This window comes from Pseudomonas sp. X4 (assembly GCF_040784925.1).
Taxonomy (GTDB): Bacteria; Pseudomonadota; Gammaproteobacteria; order Pseudomonadales; family Pseudomonadaceae; genus Aquipseudomonas; species Aquipseudomonas putida_Z.
The window spans coordinates 5854163-5873074 of record NZ_CP160798.1 but is presented as its reverse complement, the minus strand read 5'-3'; the positions used below and the strand labels follow the sequence as shown (position 1 = coordinate 5873074).

Annotated in this window: 16 protein-coding genes; 9 read left to right on the top strand and 7 right to left on the bottom strand. The window is 63.5% G+C overall.

Going from position 1 to position 18912, the window contains the following annotated elements:
• Positions 1–44 precede the first annotated feature (44 nt).
• A complete protein-coding gene (locus tag ABX298_RS26165; RefSeq protein WP_084785212.1) occupies positions 45–1670 on the top strand; it encodes a methyl-accepting chemotaxis protein in 1626 nt (541 codons plus the stop codon).
• A gap of 754 nt (positions 1671–2424) precedes the next feature.
• On the opposite strand, the gene ABX298_RS26160 is transcribed toward ABX298_RS26165, so the two are convergent.
• The 4 genes from ABX298_RS26160 to ABX298_RS26145 form a co-directional block, all read right to left on the bottom strand.
• Entirely contained in the window at positions 2425–2739 is a 315-nt protein-coding gene (locus ABX298_RS26160; protein ID WP_075045559.1) for a hypothetical protein, read from the bottom strand.
• A gap of 145 nt (positions 2740–2884) precedes the next feature.
• The gene (locus tag ABX298_RS26155) at positions 2885–4726 is read right to left on the bottom strand and encodes a potassium transporter Kup (protein WP_084785338.1); all 1842 of its coding nucleotides are present in this window, start codon (positions 4724–4726) and stop codon (positions 2885–2887) included.
• 302 nt (positions 4727–5028) lie between these two features.
• Positions 5029–6255, bottom strand: coding sequence for an MFS transporter (locus ABX298_RS26150; protein ID WP_075045557.1), 1227 nt, complete (start codon positions 6253–6255; stop codon positions 5029–5031).
• 201 nt (positions 6256–6456) lie between these two features.
• Positions 6457–7302: a DMT family transporter gene (locus ABX298_RS26145; protein ID WP_084785337.1), complete on the bottom strand. Its 846-nt coding sequence runs from the start codon at positions 7300–7302 to the stop codon at positions 6457–6459.
• A gap of 107 nt (positions 7303–7409) precedes the next feature.
• Between ABX298_RS26145 and ABX298_RS26140 the strand changes: the two genes are divergently transcribed.
• Positions 7410–7886, top strand: a complete 477-nt coding sequence (locus tag ABX298_RS26140) for an Lrp/AsnC family transcriptional regulator (protein ID WP_137164279.1) — start codon at positions 7410–7412, stop codon at positions 7884–7886.
• A gap of 77 nt (positions 7887–7963) precedes the next feature.
• Here the strand turns inward: ABX298_RS26140 and ABX298_RS26135 are convergent, their stop codons facing one another.
• Together ABX298_RS26135 and ABX298_RS26130 are read right to left on the bottom strand one after the other, a co-directional pair.
• Entirely contained in the window at positions 7964–8839 is an 876-nt protein-coding gene (locus ABX298_RS26135; protein WP_075045554.1) for a universal stress protein, read from the bottom strand.
• Between the two features lie 201 nt (positions 8840–9040).
• Positions 9041–9979 (bottom strand): LysR family transcriptional regulator, encoded by a 939-nt coding sequence (locus ABX298_RS26130; protein ID WP_367393877.1) that lies wholly within the window; start codon positions 9977–9979, stop codon positions 9041–9043.
• A gap of 143 nt (positions 9980–10122) precedes the next feature.
• On the opposite strand from ABX298_RS26130, the gene ABX298_RS26125 reads away from it, so the two are divergent.
• The 4 genes from ABX298_RS26125 to ABX298_RS26110 all read left to right on the top strand — a co-directional run bounded on the left by ABX298_RS26125 (position 10123) and on the right by ABX298_RS26110 (position 14088).
• Entirely contained in the window at positions 10123–11265 is a 1143-nt protein-coding gene (locus ABX298_RS26125) for an iron-containing alcohol dehydrogenase (protein ID WP_367393876.1), read from the top strand.
• A 45-nt stretch (positions 11266–11310) separates the two neighbouring features.
• Positions 11311–12654, top strand: coding sequence for an MFS transporter (locus ABX298_RS26120; protein WP_286100084.1), 1344 nt, complete (start codon positions 11311–11313; stop codon positions 12652–12654).
• A 306-nt stretch (positions 12655–12960) separates the two neighbouring features.
• Positions 12961–13746 (top strand): 2-keto-4-pentenoate hydratase, encoded by a 786-nt coding sequence (locus ABX298_RS26115; protein WP_075045550.1) that lies wholly within the window; start codon positions 12961–12963, stop codon positions 13744–13746.
• A gap of 108 nt (positions 13747–13854) precedes the next feature.
• Complete coding sequence (locus ABX298_RS26110) at positions 13855–14088, top strand: hypothetical protein (protein ID WP_075045549.1); 234 nt, start codon at positions 13855–13857, stop codon at positions 14086–14088.
• A 1177-nt stretch (positions 14089–15265) separates the two neighbouring features.
• Here ABX298_RS26110 and ABX298_RS26105 read toward each other — a convergent pair.
• Positions 15266–15643: a hypothetical protein gene (locus ABX298_RS26105; RefSeq protein ID WP_025339576.1), complete on the bottom strand. Its 378-nt coding sequence runs from the start codon at positions 15641–15643 to the stop codon at positions 15266–15268.
• A 289-nt stretch (positions 15644–15932) separates the two neighbouring features.
• Here ABX298_RS26105 and pstS point away from each other — a divergent pair, with 289 nt between their 5' ends.
• From pstS to pstA, 3 genes are all read left to right on the top strand, one after another.
• Complete coding sequence (gene pstS / locus ABX298_RS26100) at positions 15933–16964, top strand: phosphate ABC transporter substrate-binding protein PstS (RefSeq protein WP_367393875.1); 1032 nt, start codon at positions 15933–15935, stop codon at positions 16962–16964.
• Positions 16965–17036: 72 nt separating this feature from the next.
• A complete protein-coding gene (gene pstC / locus ABX298_RS26095; protein WP_023661148.1) occupies positions 17037–18002 on the top strand; it encodes a phosphate ABC transporter permease subunit PstC in 966 nt (321 codons plus the stop codon).
• A complete protein-coding gene (pstA, locus tag ABX298_RS26090) occupies positions 18002–18895 on the top strand; it encodes a phosphate ABC transporter permease PstA (protein ID WP_024086822.1) in 894 nt (297 codons plus the stop codon). Before pstC ends, pstA begins: the two co-directional genes overlap by 1 nt.
• The last annotated feature ends 17 nt before the right edge of the window (positions 18896–18912 follow it).

Here is an 18912-nt window from a genome sequence, read left to right as displayed (position 1 = left end):
CGAATCATCGACCAGAAGTGGTGCCAACAAGGAGTACTGCCCGCATGCTTGCCAACCTGAAGATCCGCACCGGAATGTTATGGGTGCTGTCGCTGTTCAGCGTGACCCTGCTGTTTTCCACCGTCAGTGCCTGGCGGGCGGCGGTAGGCAGCGACCAGCAGATCACCGAACTGGACCAGACCGCGCACCAGTCGGACCGGTTGAACAATGCGTTGCTGATGGCGATTCGCGCCAGTGCCAATGTGTCCTCGGGCTTCATCGAGCAGCTGGGTGGTCATGAGGAAAGCGCCAACAAGCGCATGGCGCTGTCGGTCGAGCTGAACGACAAGAGCCAGAAGCTGGTGGACGAGTTTGTCGAAAACGCCCGCGAGCCTGCGTTGCACGCACTGGCAACCGCGCTGCAGGCCACCTATGGCGAGTATGCCAAGGCGGTCGCCGGGCAGCGTGAGGCAACCCGTCAACGTTCGCTCGAGCAGTATTTCAAGGTCAACACCGACGCCGGCAACGCCATGGGCCGGCTGCAGGCGCTGCGCCAGCAACTGGTCGGCGCATTGAGTGAGCGCGGTCAGCAGATCATGCTGGAATCCGACCGGCGCCTGGCGCGCGCGCAATTGCTGAGCCTGGGGCTGCTGGGCGTGACGCTGTTGTTGGCGGCGCTGTGCTGGGCCTTTGTTGCCCAGCGCGTGCTGCACCCGCTGCGCGAAGCTGGCCGGCACTTCCAGCGCATTGCCGGTGGCGACCTGAGCGTGCCGGTGCAGGGGCAGGGCGGTAACGAGATCGGGCAGCTGTTCCATGAACTTGAACGCATGCAGCAGAGCCAGCGCGACACCCTGGGGCAGATCAGCAGCTGCGCCAGGCAACTGGACGCAGCGGCCACGGCGCTGAATACCGTCACCGAGGAAAGTGCCAACAACCTGCGCCAGCAGGGCCAGGAGCTGGAGCAGGCCGCCACCGCCGTCACCGAAATGACCACGGCCGTGGAGGAGGTTGCGCGCAATGCCATCACTACCTCGCAGACCACCAGCGAATCCAACCAGCTGGCAGCGCAAAGCCGCCGGCAAGTCAGCGACAACATCGACGGCACCGAGGCCATGACTCGGGAGATCCAGGCCAGCAGCGCGCATCTGCAGCAACTGGTCGGGCAGGTGCGGGACATCGGCAAAGTGCTGGAGGTGATTCGCTCGGTGTCCGAGCAAACCAACCTGCTGGCGCTCAATGCCGCCATCGAGGCTGCCCGTGCGGGCGAGGCCGGGCGCGGCTTTGCGGTGGTGGCGGATGAGGTGCGTACGCTGGCGTACCGCACGCAACAGTCGACCCAGGAAATCGAGCAGATGATCGGGCGCGTGCAGGCGGGTACCGAAGCGGCCGTGGCCTCGATGCAGGCCAGTACCAGTCGCGCCCAGTCGACGCTGGACGTGACCCTGGCTTCGGGGCAGGTGCTGGAGGGTATCTACAGTGCGATCGGCGAGATCAACGAGCGTAACCTGGTGATTGCCAGCGCAGCCGAAGAGCAGGCCCAGGTGGCGCGAGAGGTGGACCGCAACCTGCTGAACATTCGCGAGCTGTCGACATCCTCGGCAGCGGGGGCGCAGCAGACCAGTGAGGCGAGCAAGGCGTTGTCAGGGTTGGTGGGGGAGATGACGGCGTTGGTGGGGCGGTTCAGGGTTTGAGGTCTGGCGGGCACCAGATTGTGGCAGTGGGCGCGCCCGCGAACACGGCGTAGCCGGTGCCATCCACCGCGTCGCCTGCTTCGCGGGTAAACCCGCTCCCACAGGGACCCCACCAGCTGTAGGAATGTGCTGTACCTGTGGGAGCGGGCGAGCCCGCGAACACCGGCGTAGCCGGTGCCATCAACCGCGTCGCCTGCTTCGCAGGTAAACCCGCTCCCACAGGGACCCCACCAGCTGAAGGAATGCGCCATACCTGTAGGAGCGGGCGCGCCCGCGAACACCGGCGTAGCCGGTGCCATCCACCGCATCGCCTGCTTCGCGGGTAAACCCGCTCCCACAGGGACCCCACCAGCCGAAGGAATGTGCTGTACCTGTGGGAGCGGGCGAGCCCGCGAACACCGGCGTAGCCGGTGCCATCCACCGCATCGCCTGCTTCGCGGGTAAACCCGCTCCCACAGGGACCCCACCAGCCGAAGGAATGTGCTGTACCTGTGGGAGCGGGCGAGCCCGCGAACACCGGCGTAGCCGGTGCCATCCACCGCGTCGCCTGCTTCGCGGGCGAGCCCGCGAACACCGGCGCAGCCGGTGTCATTCACCGCGTCGCCTGCTTCGCGGGCATGCCCGCTCCCACAGGGACCTCACCAGCTGAAGAAATGCGCCATACCTGTGGGAGCGGGTTTACCCGCGAACACCGGCGTAGCCGGTGCCATCAACCGCGTCGCCCGGTTCGAGGGCACGCCATGTGCGCTTTCAGTTATCGATCATGCTTCGAAGAGGAGCGCCCGGCCTTGTTGTGTTCCTTGGAATGGGCAATGCCGGACCGGGTTGTGCCACGGCCGTTGTCATCATTGCGCAGGCTTCCATAGTGATTGCCGCTCTCGCCATGGTTGCGGGTGGCCTTGCCGGCATGATCACTCTCGTAGCCGGCGCCATTACCGTTGAACCCACCTTTGCCGCCGCCATTACCTTTGGCATATGCGGAACCAATCGGCGAGATATCGGCAGGCAACAATGCAGTTGCGCCGAGCGCCAGGGCACAGGTAAAGACGGCTACCAGGGTTTTTTTCATGTTTGTTCGCCTCCAGAAGGCGCAGGGGGGAGCTTGAGTGCGGATACGACATAAGGTTGCCTTTTAAGTTCCGCAGTGCGCAGCCGTTCGATGAAGCGGCTGCCAGGCCCTTTCAGTACCAGGCAGCCTCAAGCTTCATGACTGTTCAGATCTCGACCTGAGTGCCAAGCTCGATCACCCGGTTCAGCGGCAGCTTGAAGTACTTCAGGTTGCTGTTGGCATTCTTCAGCAGGAAGGCAAACAGGTGCTCCCGCCAGCGGGCCATGCCCATCTGCCTGCCTGCAATGACCGTCTCCCGGCTGAGGAAATAAGTGGTGCGCATGGGGCCGAACTCAAGGTCCGCACGTTGGCAGCGGCTTAGCGCCAACGGCACGTCGGGTTCCTCCATGAAGCCGAAATGCAGGCTCACGCGGAAGAAACCGTCACCAAACGCCTCGACCTCAAAGCGCTTGCCAACGCTGACCCGTGGCTCGTCCTCGAACACGACGGTCAACAGCACCACCTGTTCATGCAGTACCTGGTTATGCAGCAGGTTGTGCAGCAAGGCGTGAGGCACCGCCTCGGGCCTGGCGGACAGGAATACGGCAGTACCGCCCACGCGGTGAGGCGGCTGGGCCTTGAGGCTGGTAATGAACAGGTCCAGCGGCAGCGAGCTTTCGTCCAGCCGCTCGACGATCATCCGTCGCCCGCGCTTCCAGGTAGTCATCAGGGTGAACAGTGCAAGGCCGGCAATCACCGGAAATGCACCGCCCTGGAGGATCTTCGGCGCATTGGCGGCGAAATACAGGCTGTCGACCAGCAGGAACGCCAGCAGCATCGGCACCGCCAGCCAGCGTGGTGCCTTCCACAGCAACAGCACCACTGCCGAAGCCAGCAGCGTGGTGATCAGCATGGTCCCGGTCACGGCTACGCCGTAGGCTGCCGCAAGCGCCCCGGACGACTCGAAGCCGACCACCAGCAGCACCACGCCAACCATCAACGCCCAGTTCACCATGCCGATGTAGATCTGCCCCTGTTCCTCGCTGGAGGTGTGCTGGATGAACATACGCGGTACGTAACCCAGCTGGATGGCTTGGCGCGTCAACGAGAATGCACCGGAGATCACGGCCTGGGACGCGATGATGGTGGCCAGCGTGGCCAGCCCGACCATGGGCAGCAGGGCCCATTCGGGTGCCAGCAGGTAAAACGGGTTGCGCACTGCCTGCGGGTCGCCGAGGATCAGCGCGCCCTGGCCGAAGTAGTTCAGCACCAGGCCGGGCAGCACCAGCAGGAACCAGGCCCGGGCAATGGGTTTGCGGCCGAAGTGCCCCATGTCGGCGTAGAGGGCTTCGGCGCCGGTCAGCGCCAGCACCACCGCGCCCAGAATCGCCACCCCCATGCCCGGGTGGAGCACGAAGAACTTCACCGCCCAGAGCGGGTTGAGTGCCTGCAGCACCTCCGGGCGCTGGACGATGCCGTGCAAGCCCAGCGCACCCAGTACGACGAACCACAGCACCATGATCGGCCCGAAGAGGATGCCGATGCGCGCGGTGCCGTGCTTCTGGATCAGGAACAGCGCCACCAGCACCACCACCGACAGCGGCACGACCCAATGTTCGATACCGTCGAAGGCCAGTTGCAGGCCCTCGACGGCCGATAGCACGGAAATCGCCGGGGTGATCATGCTGTCGCCGTAGAACAGCGCGGCGCCGAACAGGCCGAGCAGCACCAGTATCCTGCCCAGGCGCTGGTAGGGCGCCGCCGCCCGATGCGCCAAGGCGGTCAGGGCCATGATGCCACCTTCGCCCTGGTTGTCGGCACGCAGGATGAACAGTACGTACTTGAGCGACACCACCCAGAGCAACGACCAGAACACCAGTGACAGCACACCCAGTACGCCGGCGGTGTTGGCCTGCACGCCGTAGTGCCCGGCGAACACCTCCTTGAGGGTGTACAGCGGGCTGGTGCCGATGTCGCCATACACCACGCCGACAGCGGCGACGAGCATGCCGATGGGGTTGGACTTGCCGGGAACGGATTGATTTTCGATGACGGTGGACTGGCTCACGAAGGGCTTCTCTGGACTGGCGGGTAGAAATGCATGCCATCCCTGAGCATCGCGCGCCCAGTATTCCTTCTGTCTGTCGGCTCAGCCGTAAAAAGAGCGTAAAAAATCAGCCAGCGCCCCAATGCCTGTCAGTCAGGCAATTCGGGGCCGCTTTGCGGCCCATCGCCGGCAAGCCAGCTCCCACAGGTACAGCGCAGACTTCAAGAGTTACGCGGTCCCTGTAGGAGGCCGGCGATGGCTGCTCAGCCAGGTTGCGCCGCCAGGCTGTTGCTGACGTTACGCCCCAGCACCAGCACCGTAGCGAAACCGCAGCCCACCAGGGCCGTGGCCAGGCTCAGCAGCACCGAGCTGCCCAGCTGGTCGACGATCCGCCCGCCGAAGAACGAACCCAGCGCAATGATCACCTGGAACATGGCGACGAACAGCGGCATGCCGCGTTCGACATCCTTGGGCGCGACGACGAACATCCAGATACTGGCGCAGGCCGGGAACGCGCCGAAGGCGAAGCCCCACAACCCGATCAGCATCGCTGCACCGGTCATGCCGGTGGCGAAGTGAGGGAACAGGGCAGTGCTGGTGCCGATCATCAACGCTACCAGCAGCAGGGTGTGACGTACGCTGCGGTTGGCGGCGAAACCGGCGAAGATATTGCCGAATACCCCGGCCACGCCATAAAGCAGCAGCAACGAGCCAATGGTCGGCCCATCGAAGCCGGAGCTTTGTTTGAAGAAGGGCGCGACATAGGTGTACGCGGCAAAGTGCGCCAGGCCGATCAGCAACACGGCGATCAGGCCAACCCGCGCCTGTGGGTTGATGAACAGGGCCGGCAGGTCGCTGATGCGAATGGCCTTGTCCGGGTTGAGACGCGGGAGCAACAGGATCTGCGCCAGCAGCACCGGTACGCCCAGTAGCGCGGTTACCAGAAAGGTCATGCGCCAGCCCATCAGGCCGCTCAACCAGGTGCCTACCGGCACGCCCAGCACGGTGGCCAGGGTTACACCGACCATGATGATCGAGGTGGCCTGGGCTACGCCGACGCCCTTGGGCGCCAGGCGGCCGCTGAGGGCAATGGCCGTCGCCCAGAAGCCGCCGATACTCACGCCCAGCAGCACGCGGCCGAACAGCAGCAGGTTGAAGTCACTGGCGTAGGCCACCACCGCGTTGGCGATGATCATGATCAGCGTCAGGCCGATCAGCAGGTAGCGACGGTCCAGGGCGCCAATGCCCACCGACAGTAGCGGGGCGGCGAGGGCGGCCATGATGCCGGGCAGGGTAACCATCAGGCCGGCGTGGCCTGCACTGATGCCGAGGTCGCTGGCGACATCGTTGAGTACACCCACCGGCAGGAATTCGCTGGTCACCAGGGCGAAGGCGCCGACGGCGACCGAAAGGATTGCCAGCCACTGCTGGCTGACGCTTTGTTGATCATGTTCGGGGAGGCCGCTAGGGGCCTGGCTGGCACTTGGCATGGTATTGGATTCCAAGAGAGGGATGTCGCCTGAAGCAGGCGCAAGGAGCGGGGGAAATTTGCTGGCGATTATAGGGGGCGCTTTTGCCAGGCCAACATGCGGGTCGCTCGATAGTAATCATCAGCGCAATCGATGAAACGCCTTGCGCAGAGCGCCCGCTGTTGGAGGGAGAGTAATGCTGCAGGTTCCGCAAGCAGGCTTTCAGCGGCGCTGGCCAACCAGCGCAGCGCCTGCGCAGGCCAGGGCAATCGCTGCAATGCCCAGCCACTGGAGCAGCGTCAGCACCTCGTTGAGGATCAGCCAGCCGGCTATGGCCCCGGCGGCGGGTGAAGCGCTGAGCAGCACGCCAAAGATGCTCGGTGGCAGGTGCCGCATCGCATACATGTCGAGCAGGAAGGGCACGGTGCTGGAGAGCAGGGCGACGCCCAGGCCTACCGTGAGCACCCAGGGCGCCAGCAGGTCGGTACCTGCCTGGTCAACGCCTAAGGGTACACCCAGCAACGCTGCGAACAACATCCCGGTGGCGACCGCCTGCTTGCCGTGAACCGCCACCTTGCTGCCGAGCATCACATACAGCCCCCAGGCCAGTGCAGCGGCGAGCGAGTACAACACCCCGCGCGGGTCCAGGCCATGGCTATCCGTACCCCAGGGCAGCAAGGTGAGGCCGGCGACCGACAAGGCAATCCAGAGCAGGTCGATTCGGCGTCGGGAAGACAACAAGGCAGCCCCCAGAGGGCCGATCACCTCGATGGACACCGCGATACCAACCGGTATGTAGAGGAATGCCCGATAAATCAGCAGATTCATCAGCCCCATCATCACGCCATAGCCCAGCAGGTGAAGCATGTTCGCCTGCTGCCAGATGCGCCAGGGTCGCAGCACGGCCAGCAGGATCACGGCTGACAGGCCTAGCCGCAGTGCGGCCACGCCCTCGGGGCCGACCAGTGGGAACAGGGTCTTGGCCAAGGCAGCACCGGTCTGCACAGACACCAGGGCGGCGATGGCAGCGCCGACAGGAGCGAATGCTCCAACACTTTTTGAGTCCACGCTCGTCTCCAGCGACATACGAGACGCAATTTTAGGGCTCGGCGTTCGAAGGAATTGCTGTGAAAATAGCCCCCTGATGAGCGAACTGCTTTCTTTGGAACCCGAAAATGAGTGACTCCACCAGCCGCCCGCTTGACGGCTTCGATCATGCGATTCTGCGGTTGCTTCAGCGCGACAACAAAACCTCCCAGCGAGCGATTGCCGAGGAAATCGGCCTGTCCACGCCTGCTGTACAGCGGCGTATCGCCCAGATGGAGGCAAGCGAGGTGATCGTCGCCAACACTGCGGTGATCGCCTCGGAGAGCGTCGGCCAGATGATTACCGCCATTGTCGAATCGCGCTTGCGGGACGACCGATCCCTGGTGATGGACCGCGCCAAGCGGTACTTCGCCAATGTCGAGGAGATACAGCAGTGTTACTTCGTCAACGGCGGGGTTTCGTTCATCATCGTCATGCTTGCCCGTGATGTGGCGCATTTCGAAAAGCTGGTCAGGCTGCATTTTGCGGATAACGAGGACATCCTGACCTACCGAACGCTGATTGTTCTGGACAAGGTCAAGGTCGGGTTGTCTGTTCCGGTCTGACCCGCGAAGCAGGCGCCGCGGTGGATGGCGCGGGCTTCGGTGGAGGACACGCAAGCGTCCTCCACATCACCTGCATCCTATGGCGACACCAGCACATCGCATTGGGATTCGTTAAGCACATGCTTGGTGACGCTGCCTATCAGCAGTTCTTCAAGTGCGCTTTCCCCTTGCTTGCCAACCACGATCAGGTCGCATTCCAGCTCCTGTTCCTGCTCGGCAATCCGCCAGCCAGGGTCGCCATGCACCACGATCTGCCGAGCATCTGCCACTCCGGCGGTTTCGCTCAAGGCCGCGAGCTGCTTCACCGCATCCTTGCGGATGACATTGCGGTAGTGTGCAAGCGTGTCATGGTCGATGTGGGCGAAGCGCATGCTGCCTTCGAACGGCGCCTCGTACACATGCAACAGAATGATCTCGGCCTGTGGGGCAATGGCTTTTGCCAGTTCGATGGAACGCAGTGACGAAGGCGAAAAATCAACTGCAACCAGCAAGGTCCGGTACGCATCGCGTGGCGCCTGCTTGACCACCAGCAAAGGGCAGGGCATGCGGTTCAGCAGCTTCTGCACAGTGGAGCCCAGCAGCAGGCGCCGCGCCACGCTCTGGCCCTTCGCCCCGCACACCAGCAGGTCGCTGCGTTTATCCTGCACCACACGGGTGATCTCCGTGGTCACCGAGCCGTGCGCGACCTGCACGCCAGCGGCGATGTCATGGCGCTGGAACAGCATTGCAGCCAGTGCGCGAATTTTTTCGCCTGCGGTATCCAGCACGCGCTTCAGCAGGTCGTCACCCGGTGCCACCAGCTGCTTCAGGCGCTCGAAGGGGGCCGGGTTGGCAACGTACAGCAGGTCCAGCGATGCCTGTTGCTCCTTGCTCAGGTACGCAGCGCGTTCTGCCGCGTTGCGGGCAGAAGTGGACAGGTCGGTGGCTACCAGTATGTGGTTCAGCGGGCTCATGTGGGGCTCCTTGTCCAAAGCCGCGCACGGTGATCGATGGCGATGGCCTTGAGCACAATGCGCATGGCGGTTTTCGATTCGTTCCTTGCTGACAGCCATCGTCTCGCGAACCGGGGCCGGCGGCTTGATATGCGTCAATGGAGTGAAGGACCGAGCCCGAGCTGACCACTTATGCGCACCACCTCAATGCCGGCGAGCTACCTAGGTAGTAGTCCGGGCGGCTCCCGGCAGAAGCAGTTCGGCGAGCGTGTCCATGGCCGGTGTCGCCTGGCTGCCTTTGCGGGTGACCAGCTCGTACGGGTCGCTGACCGAGCCCATGGTCAGGGGCAGAATGCGCACCTGTTGGTTCATCGCGCATTGCCGGGCCACGTCGATCGATACCAGTGCCACGAAGTCGGGGCGGTTCTGTAGCAGCGACAAGGTCGCCAGGATCGAGGTGGTTTCCACCAGGTGCAACGGGAAGCGCAGCCCGGCATCGTGGAATTCGCGCTCCAGCTGTACCCGCATCGGCATGTTGGCCCGGTACACGATCCAGCGGCTCTCGGCCAGGTCGGCAAGGTTCAGGTTTTGCGCGTGCTTGAGCGGGTGGTCGATATTGGCGATGACCGCCAGCGTCTCGTCCTGGACAAACCTGCTGGCAAACAGCTGAGGGCTATTGCTCACGCTGGTGCGGCACAAAGCGACGTCCAGGCGACCGCTCTCGATCTGTGCCAGCAGCGACTGGCTGGTGTCTTCGATGATCTCGAACGACATCTGCGGCTGGATGCTCGCCAGCTGCGACACCGCCCTCATCAGCAATGGCACCGCGCCCATGATCGCCCCCACCGCCAGCCGGCCGCCGACCCCGCGCAGGATGGCATCCAGGTCATGCCGCAGGTTTGAAATGTCCGTTTGCACCACGCGCGCGTAGCGGATGGCGCAGTGCCCGGCAGCCGTGGGCTCCAGCCCGCGATTGGTGCGGTTGAACAGCACCGTGCCGAAGGTGGTTTCGATTTCCTGCAACGCCTTGCTCGCTCCGGGCTGGGTAAGCCCGACGCTGCTTGCCGCGCCGAGCAGCGAGCGGTGCTCGTCCAGTTCGATGAGCAGGCGCAGGTGGCGGGCGTGGAGCCTGGACATGATCGAGTTGAGTGAAGGGGTCATCTGGTATGCGTCCGGGTTATACCGATATGGATTGTTCTCAATACCATGGCCAGGCGCGCATTCCTATACTGGCGCTGCACGGTGTCGCATCCAGTGCGGCGGAACCGCCCATAACAATAGCGCCAGGAGGCTGTGAAGGCCCTATGTCCCTGATCAACTACATCACCCAGATCCAGTTCGATATCGGCGCCATTGCGCGCCTGCCTGCCGAGTGCGAGCGCATTGGTATAACCAGGCCTTTGATCGTGACGGACCGTGGCGTGCGTGCTGCCGGTATCGTCGATGTGGCCTTGAGCACCTTCAGTGACAGCAGCGCGCAATTGCCGATCTATGACAGCACACCGCCCAACCCGAACGAGAACGCCGTGCGTGAAGCGGTTGCCATGTTCCAGGAGTGTGGCTGTGACGGGATCATCGCCATTGGTGGGGGCTCGGCGATCGACCTGGCCAAAGGTGTGGCCGTGTGTGCCAGGCACGACGGCCCATTGAAAAGCTTTGCGGTGATCGAAGGCGGCTTGGCGCGCATTACGGCGGCAACCGCACCGGTGATCGCCGTGCCGACCACGGCGGGCACCGGCAGCGAGGTAGGGCGGGGCGCCATCCTGATTCTCGACGACGGGCGCAAGGTGGGCGTGATCTCACCCCACGTGGTGCCCAAGGCTGCCATCTGCGACCCGGCGCTGACCCTTGGCCTGCCGGCGCAACTCACCGCCGCCACCGGCATGGACGCCATTGCCCACTGCCTGGAAACCTTCATGGCACCTGCATTCAACCCGCCCGCCGACGGCATTGCCCTGGATGGGCTGTGGCGCGCCTGGCGCTTCATCGAAACCGCCACCCGCGAGCCCGGCAACCTGGATAGCCGCGTCAACATGATGAGCGCCTCGCTGCAAGGCGCCCTGGCATTCCAGAAGGGCCTGGGCTGCGTGCACAGCCTCAGCCACGCACTGGGCGGCATCAACCCACGGCTGCACCACGGCACCCTCAACGCGATCTTCCTGCCCGCCGTCATCACCTTCAACCGCAAAGCCGAGACGGTGCTGAACGAGCACAAGATGCAACGCATAGCCCAGGCGATGGGGCTGGCCGACGAAGGCCAGATCGAAGACGCGATCCGCCGCATGACTCGTGCGCTGGGCCTGCCGACCGGGCTGCGTGAGCTGGGCGTCAGCGAAGAGCTGTTCCCGCGCATCATCCAGGGCGCGCTGGCCGATCACAGCCACCGCACCAACCCGCGTGAAGCGTCTGCCGAGGACTACCAGTGGCTGCTTGAGGCATCCATGTAGCTCACTGATCCGCTGTTCAACCAATAACAACAAAAGTGAACGCCCATGACTACCAAATATGCGCAAGCCGAGCTTGGTCGCGAGCCTGAAGCGATCGCGAGCTCGAACCCGTTCAGGAAGTACCAGGTCATCACCGTCAGCCTGCTGCTGGTGATTGGCATCATCAACTACGTCGACCGCAGCGCGCTGTCGATCGCCAACACCTCGATCCAGCGGGACATGGTGATCACGCCGTCACAGATGGGCATTCTGTTGTCGGCATTTTCCCTGGCATATGCCTTTTCCCAGTTGCCGCTGGGCATGATCATCGACCGCCTGGGCAGCAAGATTTCGCTGGGGGCTGCACTGCTGGGCTGGTCGGTGGCGCAGACGGCCTCCGGCCTGATCAACAGTTTTTCCGCGTTCATCGGGCTGAGGGTGGTGCTGGGGATCGGCGAGGCGCCGATGTTCCCGTCGGCGGCCAAGGCGCTGGCAGAGTGGTTCGAGGCCGAGAAACGCGGCACGCCGACCGGCATCGTGCTGTCATCGACCTGCATCGGGCCGTGCATTGCGCCGCCGTTGCTGACGCTGCTGATGGTCAACTGGGGCTGGCGAGGCATGTTCATAGTCACCGGGGTGTTCGGCATCCTGGTCGCCGCTTGCTGGTTCGCCTTCTATAAAAGCAAGGAACGTTACCTGGCCGAGTTGCCTGCCGAGGAGCGTGAACGCCTGCTGGCGGCCCAGGCGCAGAAGCAGGCGGTGGCAACGGCCAGGCCGAGCATGAAGGCACAACTGGCGGCATGGGCCGAGTTGTTCCGGCACAAGAGCACCTGGGGCGCTGTGCTGGGCTTCATGGGGGTGATCTACATGCTGTGGCTGCACCTGACCTGGTTGCCGGGCTACTTCGAGCGTGAGCACGGGCTGAGCTTGTACAAGACAGCCTGGGTGGTGTCGCTGGCCTACGTTTTCGGCGCCCTGGGCACCATTGTGGCGGGCCGTGTGTGCGACCGGCTGGTGAAGAACGGCGCCAGCGTGCTGGGTAGCCGCAAGCGGGTAGTGGTGAGCGCGTTGTTCGCGGCGGCGGCCTTCACCGTGCCGCTATCGTTCGGCAGCGGCTTCATGCTCAGCGTGGCCCTGCTGTGCTGCGCGTTGTTCAGCGTGAACATGGCCAGCTCCACCGCCTGGATGATTGCCAATACCGTCGTGGATAGCCGGCGCGTGGCCTCGTTTGGCTCCATCCAGAATTTCGGCGGTTACCTAGCGGGTTCGGTGGCACCGATCGTGACGGGGTTCAGCATTCAGCAGACCGGGTCGTTTGCTTCGGCGTTCCTGATCAGTGCGGCGGTCGCGGCGGTGGCGGCGATGGCCTACGTATTGCTGCTGAAGCAGCCGGTGAGTACCGGTCAGTAATCGCAAGGATACGCAACACCTGTGGGAGCGGCCTTGTGTCGCGAAAGGGGGGCGAAGCGCCCCCAGGATCTTCGCATCATTGCGAAATCGCCGGGGCCGCTCTGCGGCCCTTTCGCGACACAAGGCCGCTCCCACATCGACCGCGTTGGCTATTAGTCATGCGCAGTACCTGGGGGCGCTGGCTTGTCGGAGACAAGGGAGTCATAACGGTTTGTGATGCCAGGCATCATGACAATATATTTATCCTTATCAATGCCACGCTCTAGCATCTGTTGCCCGCCATCGCCCATCAATCTCGAGGTCTTGATGAACAATTCGCTCTTCATTCACCAACGTACCGCAGCCTTGTTGCTGCAGCACTGGCTTAGCGGTGAGCTGCTGGCGGAACTGCCCGCCAGCCTCAAACCCGAGACGTTGAAACAGGGCTATGACAGCCAGGACGAGTTGTTTGCGGCCGCCGCAGGCCAGCGTGCCGGGTGGAAGCTGGGTGTCGGCAGCTCCGCAGCCATGCGTGCAGCCAATTTGTCCCGGCCCTTGATTGGCCAGTTGGAGGCGGGGCGCTGTCATGCTGGTGGTGTGCATATCCGGTTGCCGGCCGTTACGCCGGTAACCATCGAGTGCGAGGTCGCCTTCGTGCTGGATCGCGATATTCCACCCCAGGTTGGGCGGGTGCCGGCCAGCGAAGATATTCGCGCTACCTGCGTCACCTTCGAAGTGGTGCGCTCGCGCTTCGTCGATCGCAAGATTGTTGGGTGGCCAAGCTTCGTGGCGGACAACGTTGGGTTTGAAGCGCTGGTGATTGGCAACAGCCTGGCAGCAGGCATCGATGTGCCGTTGCTGGCTGACCTGGCCGAAACCACCGAGGTATACGTAGACGGCCAGTTGCGGGCGCGGGGCTTGTCTGGCGATGCGGCGACCGACCCGTTGGCATCGCTGGCCCACCTTTATGCGCATGCCGCCGAACGTGGCCAGACCCTGAAGGCAGGCGATGTGGTGACTACAGGGGCCATGTGCCAGCCATTCGACCTGAACGAAACAGGGCATCAGGTTAGCGCCAGGTATCTTGGCCAGGAGCTGTTGTTTACGCTGTAGCGATGCCCCAGCCTTTTCGCGGGTAACCCCGGCGTTGCGATTGTTTGTATGAGTCACCTTGATGCTTTCCCTTAGCGGTACTAATACTAAGAGACTGCCGGGAGGGGGATGAACATGCAGACGCGCTTTGTTGTGGTTCCCGCTGTGCCGCTCAAGAAAGAGATTTACCCGCGTAGTCTTGGCTTTCCCGCGACGTTAGGGGAGGGTTATGACCTTTATGACACACGAGAAAAGCTGCGCCTGACCTTCAACTACCCGACACGCGCCGAGGCGGAATTCGTATGCGCGTCCCGCAACAGTTGCCGGGATGCCGACGCGGCGGATATCGCCGGGATTGGTTGATGCAGTTGAAGCTTCGCGGAACTTGAGTGCGATGCGGTCCAGGTGGGCGCAATTGACTTGCTCAATTTTTTGAGACGTGCGCGGTCCCTGTGGGAGCGGGTTCACCCGCGAACACCGGCGTAGCCGGTGCCATGCACCGCGTTGCATTCTTCGCGGGCACGCCCGCTCCCACAGGGATCGCGCCTGGCCCAGGGTTGGCGCCATTCCAGTAGAGGCCATGGCCTTGCCCAAGGATCGTGAAGCCTGCACGGGCCGGTGTGGGAGCGGGTTCACCCGCGAACACCGGCGTAGCCGGTGCCATGGACCGCGTTACATTCTTCGCGGGTAAACCCGCTCCCACAGGGATCGCGCCTGGCCCGAGATCGGCACCATTCCTGTAAAGGCCATAGCCTTGCCCAAGGATCGTGAAGCTTGCACGGCTCGGTGTGGGAGCGGGTTCACCCGCGAACACCGGCGTAGCCGGTGCCATGCACCGCGTTGCATTCTTCGCGGGTAAACCCGCTCCCACAGGGATCGCGCCTGGTTCAGGGTTGGCGCCATTCCAGTAGAGGCCATGGCCTTGCCCAAGGATCGTGAAGCCTGCACGGGTCGGTGTGGGAGCGGGCGTGCCCGCGAACACCGGCGTAGCCGGTGCCATGCACCGCGTTGCATTCTTCGCGGGCACGCCCGCTCCCACAGGGATTGCGCCTGGCCCAGGGTTGGCGCCATTCCAGTAGAGGCCATGGCCTTGCCCAAGGATCGTGAAGCCTGCACGGGTCGGTGTGGGAGCGGGTTCACCCGCGAACACCGGCGTAGCCGGTGCCATGCACCGCGTTGCATTCTTCGCGGGTAAACCCGCTCCCACAGGGATCGCGCCTGGCCCAGGGTTGGCGCCATTCCAGTAGAGGCCATGGCCTTGCCCAAGGATCGCGAAAGCCTGCACGGGCCGGTGTGGGAGCGGGTTCACCCGCGAACACCGGCGTAGCCGGTGCCATGCACCGCGTTGCATTCTTCGCGGGCACGCCCGCTCCCACAGGGATCGCGCCTGGCCCAGGGTTGGCGCCATTCCAGTAAAGGCCATGGCCTTGCTCAGGGATCGTGGTGCCTGCACGGGGCGGTGTGGGAGCGGGCTTGCCCGCGAACACCGGCGTAGCCGGTGCCATGCACCGCGTTACATTCGCCGGGCCGGGGGCTTGTGTCATGCGTGTTTGAGCGCTTCCACCAATTGCGCCTTGGTCATGGTGGAGCGCCCCTTGATGTCTTTGCTGCGCGCTTCCTTCATCAGGCTCTGCTTGCTCTGGGTTTCCAGGGAACTGCCCGATGTGCGGGAATGACCCTGGCGTGACTTCGCCGCCCGTTTGGCCGAGTCCGAACGGGCAGTTTTCTTCTCGCTGGAAGAGGTGGCCTTGCCCGAGCCGCCTTTCTTCTCGCCACCACCGGACTGTTTGTTGACGGTGGCCCAGGCGCGCGCTTCGGCCTGGTCTTTCGGCACGCCTTTGTGCTCGTAGCTTTCCTCGATATGTTCGGCCTTGCGCTTCTGCTTGTCGGTGTATTTGTCCTTGTCGCCGCGTGGCATGGCATTCACTCCCGTCTGGTTTGCATGAGCGGTTGAATGCCGCGGCAACGCCCGAGTGCCCGGTAATCGACCAGCGGTGCCAGGAAACCTGTCGCCCACTCGAAACAGTCATTCAACCGACACATCGAGGCCTTAGGGTTGAAACAGGAACCCGTCCAGGGCTCTGCTCACTGATGTTGCCGTGATGGCGCCGCCAGACGGCTCTACCGTGCGGCTTGCCATTCATTGGTCACAAAGCTGTAACATTGCTGCTGCAAAGTGTGCCGGCCATCACACGGAGCGCTTTTCGATGATACGCCTGATGAAGTCTGCTGCACTCGCCGTTGCCGTTTCTCTTTGCGCCACTTCGGCATCCTTCGCCGCAGAGAACGTCCGCCTGACCGGTTCCGGCGCCAGCTTCCCGGCACCGATCTACCTGACCTGGTTCAAGGCCTTCAGCAAGCAAACCGACGGTGTCACCGTTGACTACCAGTCCAAGGGGAGCGGGGCGGGTGTTCAGGACTTTCTGAACAAGACCGTCGACTTCGCCGCCAGCGACTCGGCAATGAAAGCCGAAGAAATCGCCAAGGTCGGCGAGGGCGTGCAGTTGCTGCCAATGACCGCCGGTGAAATCGTCCTGGCTTACAACCTGCCAGGCAACCCTAAAGGGCTGAAGCTGCCACGCGATGTGTACTCCAACATCTTCCTCGGCAAGATCACCCAGTGGAACGACCCGCAGATCGTCGCGGCCAACCCTGAGCTGAAACTGCCAGCTACCCCGATCACCGTGGTCGTGCGTGCCGACTCCAGTGGTACCACTGCGGTATTCACCAAGCACCTGTCGGCCATCAACGCTGACTTCAAGCAAGCGCTGGGTGAAGGCAACACCGTCAACTGGCCGGCCAGCGACAAGTTCATCAAGTCGCCGAAGAACGACGGCGTAACCGCCACCGTCCGCCAGACCCCAGGCGCCATCGGCTACATCGAATACGGCTTCGCCAAGTTGGCCAAGGTCGACTTCGCCCAGCTGCAGAACAAGGCCGGCCAATATGTCGTGCCGAACGCCGAGAGCGGTGCCGAGGCGCTGGCTGCGGTGCAGATGCCGGAGAACCTGGTGGCCTGGCTGCCTGACCCGGACGGTGCCAAGTCCTACCCGATCACCTCCTACACCTGGATGATCTTCCGCAAGGACAACGGTAACCCGGCCAAGGCCAAGGCCATGCGCGAAATGGTCGAATACAGCCTGACCGAAGGCCAGAAGATCGCCGACTCGATGGGCTACATCCCGCTGCCAGCGTCGGTTGTCGATCAGGTACGCAAAGCGTCCGCCAACATCCAGTAACACGCCCAGGCGCTCCCGGTGTGGTCTGGCGGCCATGCCGGGTGTGTTTGCCCTCTGTCCCGGAACTTGCCAATGAACACTCCTTTTGCCATCCCGGCTAACCCCGACTCCGCGTGCCAGCCACCGTCTGCGAAAGACTTCCTGGTTGATCGCACCTTCCGTGCGCTTGCACGCATCGGTGTGGTGCTGGTGCTGGCGCTGGTCTTCGCGCTGGTCTACGAAGTGGGCCGCAAGGCACTGCCAGGCATCGAGAAGCACGGCTTTGACGTGCTGTTCGGCAGTGTCTGGGACGTCAACCAAGGCAAGTACGGTATTCTGCCAGCGATCTGGGGCACCCTCTACAGCGCCCTGATCGCCCTGTTGATCGCCGGTTTCTTCGGCGTCAGCATGGCCATTTTCCTGACCCAGGACTTCCTCCCGGCCCGGCTGGCGGCGGTGTTCCGCACCATCGTCGAGCTGCTCGCTGCCATCCCCAGCGTCGTCTACGGCCTGTGGGGGATCTATGTGGTCATCCCGGCCATTCGCCCGCTGACCACCTGGCTGAACAGCGAACTGGGCTGGATTCCCTTTTTCGGTACTTCCCTCAGCGGCCCAGGGCTGCTGCCTGCCGCGCTGGTACTGGCGATCATGATTCTGCCGACCATCGCCGCCGTTTCGCAGGACGCCCTGACCAGCGTGCCGATGAAGACCAAGCAGGCCGCCTACGGCCTGGGCGCCACCCACTGGGAGGCCATCCTCAAGGTAATGGTGCCATCGGCAGCCACCGGCATCTTCGGTTCGCTGGTGCTCGGCCTGGGCCGTGCGCTGGGTGAAACCATGGCGCTGGCCATGCTGGTGGGCAATGCCAACAACATTTCCCTGTCCTTGTTCGCCCCGGCCAACACGCTGGCGGCCTTGCTGGCGCTGAACTTCCCGGAGGCCGGCCCGAACGAGATCGAGGTGCTGATGTACGCCGCACTGGTATTGATGTTCATCACCCTGGCGGTGAACGTGCTCGGCTCGATGATCATGCTCTACGCCCAGCGGGGTAACAAATGATGACCAACCTCACCACCCCTGCAAACGCGTTGCCCAGCCTGCAGCGCAAGCTGGAAGGCCGTTCCCTGCGCAGCCTGGTGTTGACCACGCTGGCATGGTTCGCGGCACTGGTGGCCAGCGTGCCGCTGATTTCCGTGCTGTACATGCTGATCACCCGCGGTGGCGCACGCCTCAACCTGGAGGTGTTCACCGAGCTGCCACCCACCGGCTTCGAGATGGGCGGGGGCTTTGGCAACGCCATGGCCGGTACTTTCGTCATGGTCGGCATTGCTGCCGCCATCGCCGTACCGGTCGGTATCCTGGCCGCGGTGTTCCTGGCCGAACTCGGCCCGGACAGCAAGCTGGCCAACGCCGCGCGCTTCGCCGCCAAGATGCTCACCGGCCTGCCGTCGATCCTGGCCGGCGTGTTCGCCTACGCCCTGGTGGTGATGACCACCGGCACCTACTCCGCCCCGGCAGGTGGTGTGGCCCTGGCAGTACTGATGCTGCCCATCGTCGTGCTGACCGCTGAAGAGTCGATGAAGATGGTGCCCAAGATCATGAAGGATGCCGCCTACGGCATGGGCTGCACCCGTGCCCAGGTGATCTGGAAAATCGTCCTGCCCACCGGCCTGCCGGCCATCCTGACCGGCGTCATGCTGGCCGTGGCCCGTGCCGCCGGCGAGACCGCGCCGCTGCTGTTCACCGCGCTGTTCAGCAACTACTGGATCCTGCATGACGGCGACCTGGCAGTCATGAACCCGACGGCCTCGCTGGCCGTACTGATCTACAACTTCTCCGGCATGCCATTCGACAACCAGCTCGAGCTCGCCTGGGCGGCCTCGCTGGTACTGGTGATGATCGTGCTGGTAATCAACATTCTGAGCCGAGTATTCGGCAAGCCCAAGTATTGAGAAAGGGAGCATCCGAC